13 protein-coding genes are annotated in these 13,954 nt (G+C 30.1%); 8 read left to right on the forward strand and 5 right to left on the reverse strand.

Features of this window, described 5'->3' with window-relative positions; genetic code table 11:
• The first annotated feature begins 35 nt into the window (after window positions 1–35).
• Window positions 36–1,616 carry a glycosyltransferase family 39 protein gene (locus PUD86_02835; GenBank protein ID MDD6776213.1) on the forward strand — a complete coding sequence of 527 codons (1,581 nt, stop codon included), beginning with the start codon at window positions 36–38 and terminating at the stop codon, window positions 1,614–1,616.
• Between the two features lie 80 nt (window positions 1,617–1,696).
• The gene (locus PUD86_02840; GenBank protein ID MDD6776214.1) at window positions 1,697–3,241 is read left to right on the forward strand and encodes an NERD domain-containing protein; all 1,545 of its coding nucleotides are present in this window, start codon (window positions 1,697–1,699) and stop codon (window positions 3,239–3,241) included.
• A gap of 16 nt (window positions 3,242–3,257) precedes the next feature.
• Here the strand turns inward: PUD86_02840 and PUD86_02845 are convergent, their stop codons facing one another.
• Window positions 3,258–4,256, reverse strand: a complete 999-nt coding sequence (locus PUD86_02845) for an N-acetylneuraminate synthase family protein (GenBank protein MDD6776215.1) — start codon at window positions 4,254–4,256, stop codon at window positions 3,258–3,260.
• A 4-nt stretch (window positions 4,257–4,260) separates the two neighbouring features.
• The gene (locus PUD86_02850; GenBank protein MDD6776216.1) at window positions 4,261–5,919 is read right to left on the reverse strand and encodes a UDP-2,4-diacetamido-2,4,6-trideoxy-beta-L-altropyranose hydrolase; all 1,659 of its coding nucleotides are present in this window, start codon (window positions 5,917–5,919) and stop codon (window positions 4,261–4,263) included.
• An 85-nt stretch (window positions 5,920–6,004) separates the two neighbouring features.
• On the opposite strand from PUD86_02850, the gene hypD reads away from it, so the two are divergent.
• Genes hypD through PUD86_02865 form a run of 3 tightly spaced genes read left to right on the forward strand, consistent with a single transcriptional unit; the run spans window position 6,005 to window position 9,076 of the window.
• Window positions 6,005–7,051, forward strand: coding sequence for a hydrogenase formation protein HypD (gene hypD / locus PUD86_02855; GenBank protein ID MDD6776217.1), 1,047 nt, complete (start codon window positions 6,005–6,007; stop codon window positions 7,049–7,051).
• A 1-nt stretch (window position 7,052) separates the two neighbouring features.
• A complete protein-coding gene (locus tag PUD86_02860; protein MDD6776218.1) occupies window positions 7,053–7,757 on the forward strand; it encodes a phosphoglycolate phosphatase in 705 nt (234 codons plus the stop codon).
• Window positions 7,758–7,765: 8 nt separating this feature from the next.
• On the forward strand, window positions 7,766–9,076 hold the full coding sequence (locus tag PUD86_02865; protein ID MDD6776219.1) for a TldD/PmbA family protein: 1,311 nt from the start codon (window positions 7,766–7,768) through the stop codon (window positions 9,074–9,076).
• Window positions 9,077–9,092: 16 nt separating this feature from the next.
• Here the strand turns inward: PUD86_02865 and PUD86_02870 are convergent, their stop codons facing one another.
• Genes PUD86_02870 through PUD86_02880 form a run of 3 tightly spaced genes read right to left on the reverse strand, consistent with a single transcriptional unit; the run spans window position 9,093 to window position 11,065 of the window.
• A complete protein-coding gene (locus PUD86_02870) occupies window positions 9,093–9,344 on the reverse strand; it encodes a hypothetical protein (protein ID MDD6776220.1) in 252 nt (83 codons plus the stop codon).
• A gap of 9 nt (window positions 9,345–9,353) precedes the next feature.
• Window positions 9,354–9,815 carry a GyrI-like domain-containing protein gene (locus PUD86_02875; protein MDD6776221.1) on the reverse strand — a complete coding sequence of 154 codons (462 nt, stop codon included), beginning with the start codon at window positions 9,813–9,815 and terminating at the stop codon, window positions 9,354–9,356.
• A 26-nt stretch (window positions 9,816–9,841) separates the two neighbouring features.
• The gene (locus PUD86_02880) at window positions 9,842–11,065 is read right to left on the reverse strand and encodes a molybdopterin-binding protein (GenBank protein MDD6776222.1); all 1,224 of its coding nucleotides are present in this window, start codon (window positions 11,063–11,065) and stop codon (window positions 9,842–9,844) included.
• A gap of 111 nt (window positions 11,066–11,176) precedes the next feature.
• Between PUD86_02880 and eif1A the strand changes: the two genes are divergently transcribed.
• From eif1A to PUD86_02895, 3 genes are all read left to right on the forward strand, one after another.
• Window positions 11,177–11,482 (forward strand): translation initiation factor eIF-1A, encoded by a 306-nt coding sequence (gene eif1A / locus PUD86_02885; GenBank protein ID MDD6776223.1) that lies wholly within the window; start codon window positions 11,177–11,179, stop codon window positions 11,480–11,482.
• 27 nt (window positions 11,483–11,509) lie between these two features.
• A complete protein-coding gene (locus PUD86_02890) occupies window positions 11,510–12,280 on the forward strand; it encodes a serine protein kinase RIO (GenBank protein ID MDD6776224.1) in 771 nt (256 codons plus the stop codon).
• Window positions 12,281–12,443: 163 nt separating this feature from the next.
• On the forward strand, window positions 12,444–13,502 hold the full coding sequence (locus tag PUD86_02895) for a tyrosine-type recombinase/integrase (protein ID MDD6776225.1): 1,059 nt from the start codon (window positions 12,444–12,446) through the stop codon (window positions 13,500–13,502).
• Window positions 13,503–13,954: the final 452 nt, after the last annotated feature.

Below are 13,954 nucleotides of genomic sequence, written 5' to 3' on the forward strand. Positions count from 1 at the left end.
AAAGTTATATATAACACAAAATAAATTAACTAACAATGTTAAAAGAGTTCAATTTAAATAAAAAAGATAAAGCATATTTAATAGCTATTTTATTATTTAGCACAATATTAGTTGGATATTATATCAACTTTAATAATTCAATTGGTATTGCATGTTCTGATGTGTATGTTTATCTTTTAAATGCTCTTTTTTATACTGGAGAAAAAATAAGTACAACAAGTTTTGTTTATATCTCTCCAGTAATCTGTTTTTTAACTTCACTTCTTTTTAGAATAGGATTAGTGGATAAATTAGCAATATTTATCGTTACTGGACTATTTGCAATAATTGGAAATATCGGATTATACATTTTACTTAGAAAATTCTTTAAAGAAGAGTTAAGCCTTCTTGGTGTGATAATTTATTCTTCATCATCACTTTACCTAACCTGGCTTGCAAACGGAACATTAGACATTCCTGGTGTTTCAATGATTATATGGATTGCAATTATTACTTTAATCGCAATTAAAGAAAATCCAAAATACTACCAGTACATAATTCCAGTAATGGCTCTTGGATTTTTCACAAGATACACCATTATTCTAACAATTCCAGCATTTTTCTTGTTTTATGTTCTTGAAAACGGATTTGCAATAAAACCAGAAGATTGGAACTATATGAAAAAAGGATTGCTCATAGGAGTGGCTATTGGAGTAATCTTACTTGCAATTGTACTAATTATGGGTAATGGTCAATTCGAATTAGGAAACCAGATGATGAGCGGAATTAAAGGAACAAGTGGTTCTGTAAAAGATCCAGCTTACACTCCTGATGTTGGATACTATTTGAAAAACTATCCTAACTTCATATCAAATTCACATACTGTATTTGAGGCAAACCCTGTATTAAACTCCCCTACAATCCTATCATATATTGTATTTGCATTATTATTTGTTGGAGCAGGATTCTGGCTATATGATAACAGATTTAATCTTAAAAAACATGATAAAATTGCAATTATAGTATTACTAATAGGAATATTAAGCTTTACAAGAGTTACTTCAATAATTACATCAATTTTAATTTATATTGGAATATATTTACTTGCAAAAGATAGAAATTACAATGTAGGAATATTTATGTTAGGCTGGATTTTGGCAAATGCAATTTTCTTAAGCTTTAATATTGTTAAAGTAAACAGATACATACTTCCAACATTTCCAGCATTCATATTCTTTGTTTTAGTAGCAATAGAAAATATCCACTCACACATCAAAATTAATAAAAATATAATTCCAATAGCTTTGATAGTGTTGTTTGTAATTCAGGCATTTGCATTTACTGCAACCTTTGAGCCAACAAACAAATATCTTGCTCCAGAAGAGATTTCAAACTACATTATTGATAACAATCCTGATTACAAAAACATGACTATTGGTGTTTACAATGTAAGACCATATAGCTGGTGGATTGGAACAAATATCGAAGGAATACCTTCAAGTGTACACAGCAAAATAGATCAAAGTAATATCACATATTATATTTCAAACCATCCTATTAACCTGACAAATTTTACCATGGTTAAAAATATTGATACTTTGTATTTATATAAAAATAATAAAACTCCTTTTAATTAAACATTTACCTGTTTTTTAGAAACATATATAATAAAAAAAATAGAAAAATAGTATCATAAAAATTAATTTAAGAGGATAATATGAAAGTTGTATGCTGTAAGAACTGTGGTGCAAAATACCAACTCAATGATGACGATGACATATCCACATTTGAGTGTTCTTCATGTGCAGGTGACTTAGAATACTTAGAAGACTATTCTAATGAAGAAAATGAATCCAATGACTCCGCTATTAGTCAAACAAGATACAATAATTCATATATTGTTCAGTGCCAAGATTGCGGATTAAAATACAAAATCAAAACTACTGACAGCATTCTTGATTATGAATGTGACAGTTGTGGTGGATCTTTAAGATATTTGGATGAAAATTTAAACAAAGAATTAGATTCCTATATCGAAGAGAGAAAAGTAGAGATTCAAAACATTAGAAAAGAAACAATCCCTAATGAACCAACATCTGAAGAATTTACTACAGATTATGATAATACCTCAATAAAAACATTTACTGATAGACTTGAAAACTTCTTCTCAGAAGAGCATATGAGAAAAATAGCTGATGCTGAAAAAGAAGAAGAACAAAAAGAACCAGTAATGAAAAAAACAGCAAGAACAACCATACCACAATCCGTTTTATCAAAATTTGGAAGAGAATTCGATATTCCTCAAACTAATGACTATGACACTCTTAAAAATTTCCTTAAAGAAGAATTTTTCAAAGGAATTGAAGAAGATTATTATTCAGCAAATATTGTTGAATCAAAACCTAAAAAGAGTTTTCTTGATAAAATTAGTTTAAGTGAACCTGAAATTGGAGGTATAACTGATGCTCCAGTTCCAGATATAGAAGAAGAACTTAAATTTGAAATTGAACCTTCAAAAATACCAAACTTTGATGGAAATAAAGTTCCTGTTATTATCGGAGCTGTGATTTTCATTTTGAGTATAATTGAAATTTTAACCATAAATGGTGGTATTGGAATTGCTGCATTGTTTATTGGAGTAATCATTTTATGTTATGGACTATATAGAAATAAAGACATAAAAGAGACTGAAGAAAGAACAAGAATTATCAGAGAACACTTACTTAGTCTTCCAGAAGAGTTTTATGTATTCTATAATGTTAGAACTCCAACATCATCTTCAGGTATTAATCACGTTGTAGTAGGACCAACTGGAATATATGCATTGCTTTCACAAAAGTATAATCCAAAACTTAGATTAGAATCAGAAAATGAAAATTTGAATCTAATAGGAAGCACTACTTCTGATGAAGAAAGATTTGAAGATATTGGCAGTTATGGTAAACAAAGATTTAAATATACTACCAAACAGGCTAAATTCCCACAAGACAATAAAGTTAAACAAAAATCATTAAGTTTAGGAGAAGATTTGATTAACTTCCTTAATGATAATAACATTAAAAATTGTTTTGTTGAACCATTAGTTGGATTCATAAACCATGAAGTTGTAGTTATAAACATGCCTTTAACTGATGAAGACTTGTTTATTGAAGAATTACTTCATAAAATCCAAAATTCAACTGTAAAATTAGATTCTGAAACAATCAACAAATGTGCTGTTTTAATTAACAAATATTCAGCTGATTGCTCATCAGAATTTTAATTCTTTTTTTATTTTTTTATGATAACATATCATAATCAATTAATGAACCTTTAGAAATAGTTTTATTCGCTTTTTTACCAATCACATTATCTATCTCAGACGGTGAAATTCCACTTCCAGGTCTTTTAATTATAATATCAGATTCATTAATTAATTCGCCCATCTTAATATCTTTTTTAGCACAAATAGACTTTCTAACACAGTTTCTAGAATATGACTCGCAAATTAACGGTTGTTTATTTTTAAAACCATTAATTTTAGATAATACATCCATATTCAAATTAAAAATTCTAACATCTTCTTCATCAATTGAAAATTTATGATTTTCTAATGATTTATCCAAAGTAAAGTATTTTTCCAAAACAACAGCACCATAGTTGTATGCAGTTGTTAATGTGAACATATAATTATCGGAGATAGTGTAATCACTGTAACCTACTTCATAGCCTTCAAATGACTCTGATAAGTCCTTAATCATTAAAAGATTTGCATCCCTGAGTTTTGTAGGATAAGATAAAACAGCATGCATAATTACAGTGTTAAAATTAGAATTATCTTCAATACAATCAATAGCTGCTTTGATTTCTTTTATATTGGATGCACCAGTTCCAAGCAATATTGGCTTTTGTTTTTTTGAAATATAATCAATAAATGGAATATTTGTCAAATCACCAGAAGCTATTTTATAAACATCCACAAATTCATCCAATTCATCAACAATATTCTCATTTGCAGGAGTTATTATGAAAACTAAATCCAACTGTTTAGCATAGCGGGCCAATTGTTTATATTCATCTAAGGTTAATTGATCCTCAATTAACTCATTATCATGACCACAATGCAAGAATTCAGAATCACCAACATGAAAATTAACTCCATTTACGCCAGACATCTTACATTTGTCAATCAGTAGTTTTGCAACATCAAAATATTGCAAATTTTCTCTATTAGCCAAATCATAATAATTAAAACTAATCTCACCAACTAGAAACGGACGTCTGCGAAATGTTTTCATAAAATCACTTCATTATAAATTTTCTATACTGTTCACGAACAACAGAAGAAATATTTTCATAACCATGATACAAATCAATAGCCCTCATTTTATCATGCATATTCATTCTAAGTTCATGGTTGTTAACAAGTTCTAAAAACTCATTTATGAAATCCTCTTTTGCAAGTGAATCAGCATCACCAAGATTTATAATACCATTTGCACTATTAGCAAATACATGAGTACGTTCTATATCATTTTGATAAACACAGATTGTAGGAATACCTAATGAACAGGCATCATACATAATTTTACTAGCAGAAGCAATTAAGATATCTGCCTTAAATACAAAATCACTTACATTAGAAACATTCTGATAAATTTGAACTAGAGGGTTTGCTTCAAATCTGGATACTAACTGTTCAATATTTTCATAACCTCTACCAACAATAACATTTATTTTCTTTTCGTAAGTGGTTGACAAAATAGCCTCTAAAAACATTTCAGATAAATTTTTAGGATCACTACCTTCAATAAGAATTAAAATATTACTTACATCCTGAGTAATTACCTTACGAGGCTGGAAATAAAACTCATCTTCAAGAACGTGGAACTTCTGACCATTATAAACATTAGAGTCACTTAAATCATGTTCATATAATGAATCAAAAACAACATGTGCAAGTTTGGAACCTTCACCTAAATCATCAAAATTAACAGTGAAAAATCCTCTATTTTTTAATTCATCCATATATTCAACAGAAGTATCTGATACATCATTAAGAACTATCTGAGGATTAAATTCATCTAAAATGTTAAAAATGTCATTCTGATTATTATAACATTTACAGTTAAAACCGAATTTTTCAATCAGTTTATGTCCATATTCATACTGTTTATCTAAAACAAATAAAATATCATGAGAAACAAGTTTTGATGCAAATGATAAGCAACTACCTACTCTTCTGGTTCCACCATCATCATCACTAATTACAATTGCAACTTTTTTCCTTTGAATAATTGCATCAACAACTGCCCAGTCCATATAATCATCAACAACAATAGCTTCTTCACGGGAGAGATTGATTATGTCAATATTATCCCCAATGTAAGAATCATCATTGATAAATCCTCTACGTGTTGCAACAATTGCTCCTGTTTCTTTGAAGTTACTTGGCAATTCATGAGTATTTACCCTTTCAATGTAATTTGGGAAATATCTTTTGTTATCTTCATCATATCCCCAGAATAGTTGTTTATCTTCAACAACAGAAATTACACTTTCAAGCCCAAAATCATCAAATTTCTCAATAGCTGAGTTTAAAGTGCTTATTTTAACCAAAGGAGATGTTGGCAACATTGTAATTACTATATCATACTCATCAAATGTTGATTTTTCTTTTTGTACAATAGAATTGAAAATAACAGATTCTAAATTAACTTTCCCTTCAGATGATTCTTCAGAATACTTAATAACACTTGCTCCAAATTTTTCAGAAATAAAAGCAATTTCACTATCATCAGTAGTTACAACAACATCATCAACATATTGTGATGATTTAGCAGTTTGAATTGTATAAGAAATTAGAGGTTTATTATCTAATAACCTAACATATTTACGAGGAATACCATTTGAATTCCCCTTTGCCGGAATAACTACTAAAATCTTATTATTATTGAACATGTTAATCCTTATATCCATAAATTTAATTAATACAATTATAAATATACTAATTATATATTATTAAATCTTTGGTGTTATTATGAATATGAAAGCTATGTCAGAGAAGTTATTAAAAAAAATAAACGAATTATCAACACCCGTGAAGATAATGCATGTTTGTGGTTCTCACGAACATACAATAATGGAAAATGGAATTAGAAGTCTACTTCCAGAAGAAGTGGAAATTATTGCAGGACCAGGATGTCCAGTTTGTGTTGTACCATCTCGTGAAATTGACGAAGCATTAGAATTAATTGACAGAGGAGTTACAATTACCACCTTTGGAGATATGTTAAGAGTTCCAGGTTCTGAGAGATCTCTTGCAGATGCTAAAGCTGAAGGAGGAGATGTAAGAGTAGTATATGGAATCAACAGAGCAATTGAAATAGCTCAAAAAGAAGATAATGATGTTGCATTTATATCTGCAGGTTTTGAAACAACTGCACCAACTACAGCAGCAGAATTATTAGCAACACCTCCTGAAAATTTCTCAGTTTTATCCTGTCACAGATTAATCCCACCCGCTATTGATTTTTTAATTAATTCCGGAGAAACAACTTTAAATGCATTAATCCAACCAGGACACGTTTGTACAATCATTGGAACACAACCATTCGAATATTTCTCAAGCCAATTCGGAATTCCTCAAGCTGTTGCAGGATTTAATCCATTAGACATTTTAATGTCTGTGTATATGATTTTAAGACAAATTCATAATGAAACACCAAAAATAGAAAATGAATACACAAGAGCGGTTAGAGAAGAAGGAAATGTAATTGCACAAGAAAAAATGAACGAAGTATTTGAAGTTACTTCCAGAGAATGGAGAGGATTTCCTAAAATACCAAATTCAATCTTAGAAATTAAAGATGAATTTAGTGAATTTAATGCTCGTGAAAAATACGATATTGAAGTAAAAGATGTTAACGAAGCTCCTAAAGGATGTATCTGCGGACCTATCTTAAGAGGACTTGCAAGACCTGAAGACTGTAAGTTATTCAGAAAAGCATGTACTCCATTACACCCAATCGGTGCTTGTATGGTAAGTAAAGAAGGAACTTGTAACATTGCACACAGATATTCAAGAGGATAATATGACAATTGAAGCAATTGCAGTAGATATTGATGGAACAATAACAGATGAAAAAAGACAAATCTGCATTTCAGCTATTGAAGCTTTAAGAAAAGCAGAAGCAAAAGGAATACCTACAATAATTGTAACTGGAAATGTTGTTAATTATGCTTATGCTACTGAAGTATTAATCGGTTGTAGTGGTGGTCTTGTAGCAGAAAACGGAGGAGTCGTATTTAAAGAAGGTGAAAACGACAACGCTGTTGAAACATTAGTTGAAAGAGATTTTGTAACTTCTGCTGAAGAACACTTAAAAGATAAATTAGGAAGTGAATTTGACAAACACGCATCTCATGATAATATGTACCGTTTAACAGAAACAGTATTCTACAAAACAATTGACAGGAAACAATTGGAAGATGCACTTAAAGATTTCAAGTATTTAGACCAGCTTGAGATTTATGACAGCGGTTTTGCACTCCACATTACAGACAAACGTGTAAACAAAGGAACTTCATTAAAATATTTATGTGAAAGAAATGGAATAAATATGGAAAATGTTATGGCTATTGGAGACAGTCAAAACGATGAAGACTTCCTAAAACAAGCAGGATATAAAATAGCTGTAGCAAATGCTGAAGATAAATTAAAAGAGATTAGTACTTACACCTGTGAAAATATGTTTGGTGATGGTGTAGCAGAAGCTATTGAGAAATTTGCATTATAAGTGATAAAATGATATATGAAATAGCTGATAAAGCACAAAAAGCAGTAAAAAACAGTTGTGACGCTTACGAGATATACATTGAAGAATCCAAATCTATTGAACTTGACTCTAGAAAAGAGGAATTGAATTTTGCGAAAGAGGAAATTGATTGTGGAGTTGGAATTAGGGTAATTAAAGACAATAAAGTTGGTTTTGCTTTCACTTCCGATATGAACAAGATTGAAGAAGCAGCAATGCAATCAATTGAAAACACAAAATTAAACAAAGTTGATGAAAATTATGCTTTTGCAGAAGTTGAAAAAGTTCCTGAAATTAAAAAAGTATATGATAAAAAATTCAACGACTTAAGTCTTGACGAATCCATAGAATTTTTAAAAAATACAATTGACACAACCATTAATCAAGGATGTGACATAACAGGTTCTGGATTTTCAGCAAGTGAAGGCAGATCACTTATTATTAACTCAAACGGAGTTTCAATTGAAGATGAAGGTACTGGATTTGGTATTGGACTTTCAGTAACTATACAAAAAGACGGACAAATTGCAACAGCATACAATTCACAATCTTCCAGATTTTTTGATTTAGATGGTGAAAAATTAGCTATTGAAGTATGTAATCTTGCAAAAAGTTCTCTTGATACAAAACCAATTGATACAAACGATTATGATGTAGTATTAGATTACTATGCTACAACAGGACTCCTTCAAACATTCATCAGTGCATTTAATGGTGAAAATGTAATGAGAGGAAGATCTATTTTAAAAGACAAAATGGGAATGGAAATTGCAAACCCTAACTTGACAATAGTTGACAATCCACTTTTAGAAAACGGAATGTGCACTTCAAAATGTGATGGAGAAGGTAGTGTAAGTGAAAAAACCGAACTTGTAAAAGATGGAGTATTAAATTCATTTATTTATGATATCTATACTGCAAACAAGCAAGGTGTTAAAACAACTTCAAACGGTCTTAGAGGATCTTATTTAACCACTCCAATGATTTCTCCTACAAATGTTGAGTTTAAATTTGATGAAATGAAAGACTTATCTGAAATTGACAAAGGTGTTTTAACAACAAGCGTTTTAGGAGCACATACTGCAAATCCAATTTCAGGAGACTTTTCTGTTGAAGCAAGTAATGCATTTAAAATTGAAAATGGAGAATTAACAGATCCTATCAATAAAGCTATGATTTCAGGAAATATCTTTGAAATTATGAAAAAAGTAGAAGGATTGAAATCCGAAATAAAACAGTATGGCCAATTTATTATTCCTAAATTGTTAGTACACGATTTAAGAGTAGTTGGTCAAAAATAAAAAAAAGTATGAAAAATTAAATTCTTTTTAATTTTTCTCTAATTTTTTTAACAGTAGGGTCAGAATAATCAATAGATAAGTAATCTGATCTTAACTTTAAATCAACATCAAATTGTCTTAACTTATTATTTATCACATTATCTATTTCAACATCTAATTTTTTTATTTGATTTTCAAAAGAACGTTGAGATTTAATAGCTGCAACATTAGTTTTGCGTGAAATCTTTTTAAGTTCTTCATCAACATCAAATTCTTCTTTTTTAGACATTAAAAACACCTACATTTCAATAATAGGTAATTGGATTTCTGTTACGTAATCTTTTTCATTCTCACAATTGTGAACGTTTTTAATTAAAACTTCTTTAGGTGAGCCGATAATGTCGTAATGGTTTTCCTGAGCAATTTCTACTAATTTTTCATAAGTGGACATAATATCATCAGCAGGGCCATAATGAATACCAGATAAAACTTTGTTTTCAATCATGTCAACAACACGAACTCTGTCAGTTTCATTAGCATCCTTTTTAATAGGAATACTTACATCAAATACTGCATCACCATCATTAACTTCATGTCTTGGTGAGAAATAAACGATAAATGGATCACCATCAGTTTCAATACCTTCAGCATCAACCCAACCCATTAACATTGAAAGGAAAATTCCCAAATCAGAAATTGGGGTTTTACAATTAATAACAGCTAATTTTTGTTCTGGAATTAGTTTAACTTCACTTTCCATTTTTACACCTTATTATTCTATAACATTTAATTAAATAAATAAACTTCTACTTCTTCGCCTTCGTCTAAAAGTTCAACAGATTTTGGAACTTTCACATACCCATCTGCAGAGGAAAGTGAAAATATTGCTCCGGAATCCTTAAATATTGGATGTACTTCTTCACCATCAACTTTAACAAGCTGATATTGCATTCTTCCAACAGGAGAATGAATTCTTCTAGTCATTTTACCCTTAACAGTTTCAAGTTCGAAGTTTTTATTAATACCTGCCAATTTAGTTAAAGGTTCCGCAATAAATGCATTGAATATCATTAAAGCTGAAACAGGGTTTCCTGGAAGGCCAATAACTAATTTATCATTGATTACACCAACAATAGTTGGTTTACCAGGTTGGACTGAAATACCATGAATGTGAACTTCACCTAATTCTTCTAAAACACTGTTTAAAACATCTCCAAGACCTGCAGAAGTTCCACCAGAACAGATTAAAATATCTACATCTTCAAGAGACTGGGTGATTTTTTGTTTGACTTCATCATAGTCATCTCTCATAACACCTAAGAAATGAGCATCAGCACCACAGGAAATAGCTGCGTTTTTAATCATTCCACCGTTTACGTCATAAATTTTACCGTAGGACAATTCTTCTCCTTGAAGAGTAATTTCATTTCCAGAAGATATTACTCCTAAAGTAGGTTTTTTATACACTTCAATAGTTTCAAAACCTTGTGAGAGCAATACTCCTATTTTACCCGGGTTTAAAAAGTCTCCTTTTTTAAGGATTAATTTACCTTCTTCAATATCAGAACCTTTTCTTGCAACATCCTGAGTTGGAGTAGCAGATGTTAATAAATTAACTTCACCATCAAATTTCTCAGCATATTCAACCATTACAACTGATTCAGATCCTTCAGGCATTGCAGCACCGGTACTAATCTCAATACATTTTCCTTTTTCAACTTTTTTATCAGTTGTAGCACCAGCTTCTAAAAAATCAATGACTTCTAATGTTTTAGGATTTTCTTCAGATGCTCCAAAACTGTCTTCAGCAAGAATTGCAAATCCATCTTTTAGAGCTTTGTTAAATGGAGGAAAATCCATTCTGGAATAAACATCTTCAAATAAGATTCTACCATATGATTCACCAACAAGAACTTCTTCACTTTGTTGGGTTAATTTTTCCTGACATAACTTTTGAATAATGTCAATAGCTTCATCGCATTCTTTAATTTTTAAAAATTCAGTTCCCATAATCACCACTTATATAACAAACAATAAATTAATATATAATATATTAATAAATATATAAATAATTTAATCTTATTTATAAGAATATATTTAATAAAATTTGGAGGAGTTTATTTGTCTAAACCTAATCAAAATCAACAACAAGAATACAGGAGAGTTAGAACACCCAAGAAAGGTGAAATTCCAGGAGTAGTCGAACAAATTATGGGACATGGAAAGTTAAAAGTTCGCTGTGCTGATGGAAATATGAGAATGACCAGAATTCCTGGAAAAATGAAAAAACGTATTTGGATTCGTGAAGGAGACGTAATCCTTGTAAAACCTTGGGATTTCCAAGCTGATGAAAAAGCAGATGTAATCTGGAGATACACAAAAACCGAGTCAAACTGGCTTGAAAGAAAAGGCTACTTAAAAATGTAGTCATTACTACTTATTTTTTTGATTTTAATGGATCCTAAAATAGCTAAAGCAGATGCAAAACATGAAAAAATTCATTCCCGAAAAAGAAATAAAGATAGTTCTGATAGAAAAGTGGGAAATGAAATTTTTGACAAGATTACTTTAGAAACATTATATAAATTAGCTAATCAGGGATACATTGACATTTTAAATGGTGCTATAAGTACTGGTAAAGAAGCTAATGTGCTTACAGGCATCACTGATGATGAGAAATTCGTAGCAGTTAAAGTTTACAGAATTGCTACTTCTGATTTTAAAAAAATGGATTACTACCTTAAAGGAGATCCTAGATTCAACCTTAAAACCAAAAATAAAAGGAAAATCATCTATTCATGGGTTACAAAAGAATTTAAAAACTTAACAAGATTAGAAACTGCAGGGGTTAATGTTCCCAAACCAATTACAAGTGCAAATAATGTATTGTTAATTGAATTTATTGGCGATGAAAATGGAAATCCTGCACAGCCTGTTAAAAATCAGCCACCACAAAATCCAGATGAATTTTTCAATAAATTACTTGTAAATCTAAAACTCTTTGTAAATGAAGCAAAACTTGTTCATGGAGATTTATCCAATTACAATATCTTAAATAAAGATGAAGAACCGGTTATTATTGATGTTTCACAATCAGTTGTTTTAGATAACCCTATTTCAAAAGAACTTCTTGAAAGAGATATTAACACCCTTGTTCGTGAATATTCCAAATTAGGTGTTAAAACTAGCTTTGAAGAAGTTTGGGAATATGTAAATCCTTGGTAAAAGATGTTTTACTTAGATGAAAAATACTTCTCAAATGCTCTCTGTTAACATTTTTTATAGAAAAACTATAAAGGTGTTAACTATAAATAATAACGAACTGTTGAAACCCCTTGCCATAAGTTGTAACCACTCGGAAGAAACACAAAGAATATATAGACTAGCATTGAGCCAATATGCTTCTTATTTTAATCAAGACTTACATGAACTATTAGCTGAAGCAGAAGAAGATGAAAACAACAATCTTAAATGGAAACGCCGCCGTGTAAAAGCAAAGCTAACAGAATACAGACACCACCTTCTGCAGAAATATGCTTTAAACACCGTCAAAAAACACATGATTGCAATAAATAAATTTTACAGATTCTATGATATTGAAATACTGAAATTGCCCATGATAAATGAAAAGTCAATGCAAAAAGCACAGCCTATTTATTTTAAGGATTTACCTGATAAGGAAATCATAAGGGAAGCCGTAAGCATTGCATCCCCATTTATGAAAGCAGTCATATTGTTTATCTGCTCCAGCGGTTGCGGAAGAGCTGAAACTTTGAATTTGACAATCCATGACTACATCGATGCACTGTCTGAATATGTGCCTAGAAGAAGCAGGGACATATATGAAATAATTGACATTACCAATGAAGACGACAATATCGTTCCTACTTTTAACATTAGAAGACTTAAAACAAATAAATACTATACAACATATTGCAGTCCTGAAGCGGTAAAAGCTATTAACGGTTATCTTTTAACACGTACAGACCCATTAACCAATGAAAGTATATTGTTTAAGACACATCCGCAATACTTAATCAATAACTTTCAAAAAATCAATGATTATTTGGGTCTTGGAAAAGTAGGAAAATACAATCGTTTCAGAAGCCATATGCTTAGGAAATTCCATGCTTCAGCATTGTACAATGACGGCATGAGTTTGGATAAGGTTAATGACCTACAGGGCAAGGCTAAAAACAAAACAGATCAGACATATTTTCTAATCAATCCTGAAGATTTGAAGTATGATTATATTCAACATCTGCCTGCTGTTACAATAAGTAAAGAGATTGAAAAGATATCAATCAAATCCCCAGAGTTTATGCAAATGGAAAAAGAAAACCAATCCTTAAAAACAGAAATGAATAAAATGAGGAATGAAATTAACGAGATAGATGATTTGAAGAAAACAGTCCGAGGCATAATGGAGATGATTGAAGAAATGTAATGATACCCTGGTTTAATTTTGATAGATTTGACTTTGGTAAAAAAAACATAAAAACTATGTAAACTTTAAAAAACTTTTGTAAAAGTTTTTTTAAAAAATCGTTTATAATTGTTTTTAGGTTAATTGAAGGATTTTACATCGGTTTTGGTGATGTGGTTTTTGTAAAAAAAACTGAAGTTTCAGGGATAAGGGCGAGGTAACTTTAACAATACCTCCCGCATACTCTGGGAAAATATGGTTTTTTAAAAAATCATAATCTAAAAAGTGATAATAACTATTCTTTTTTGATTTAAAGGATTCTGAAAGCTATTTAAAAAAACCATCCCAAAATTTCTCAATAGTTTTTATAGTTTTTATAAAATTAACATCACCCCATATTATGAAATCATAAGACTGAAAATAATCAACATAAAGAATGATTAATTTAAAAGGCATTTCATCCCTTATTTAAT

Source organism: Methanobacteriaceae archaeon, from assembly GCA_029219465.1.
Lineage (GTDB): Archaea > Methanobacteriota > Methanobacteria > Methanobacteriales > Methanobacteriaceae > Methanocatella.

Excerpts from the sequence above, each read along its gene's own strand:
- PUD86_02835 (MDD6776213.1), top strand. The coding sequence starts at position 36 with ATGTTAAAAGAGTTCAATTTAAATAAAAAAGATAAAGCATATTTAATA.
- PUD86_02840 (MDD6776214.1), top strand. The coding sequence starts at position 1,697 with ATGAAAGTTGTATGCTGTAAGAACTGTGGTGCAAAATACCAACTCAAT.
- PUD86_02845 (MDD6776215.1), bottom strand. The coding sequence starts at position 4,256 with ATGAAAACATTTCGCAGACGTCCGTTTCTAGTTGGTGAGATTAGTTTT.
- PUD86_02850 (MDD6776216.1), bottom strand. The coding sequence starts at position 5,919 with ATGTTCAATAATAATAAGATTTTAGTAGTTATTCCGGCAAAGGGGAAT.
- hypD (MDD6776217.1), top strand. The coding sequence starts at position 6,005 with ATGAAAGCTATGTCAGAGAAGTTATTAAAAAAAATAAACGAATTATCA.
- PUD86_02860 (MDD6776218.1), top strand. The coding sequence starts at position 7,053 with ATGACAATTGAAGCAATTGCAGTAGATATTGATGGAACAATAACAGAT.
- PUD86_02865 (MDD6776219.1), top strand. The coding sequence starts at position 7,766 with ATGATATATGAAATAGCTGATAAAGCACAAAAAGCAGTAAAAAACAGT.
- PUD86_02870 (MDD6776220.1), bottom strand. The coding sequence starts at position 9,344 with ATGTCTAAAAAAGAAGAATTTGATGTTGATGAAGAACTTAAAAAGATT.
- PUD86_02875 (MDD6776221.1), bottom strand. The coding sequence starts at position 9,815 with ATGGAAAGTGAAGTTAAACTAATTCCAGAACAAAAATTAGCTGTTATT.
- PUD86_02880 (MDD6776222.1), bottom strand. The coding sequence starts at position 11,065 with ATGGGAACTGAATTTTTAAAAATTAAAGAATGCGATGAAGCTATTGAC.
- PUD86_02890 (MDD6776224.1), top strand. The coding sequence starts at position 11,510 with ATGGATCCTAAAATAGCTAAAGCAGATGCAAAACATGAAAAAATTCAT.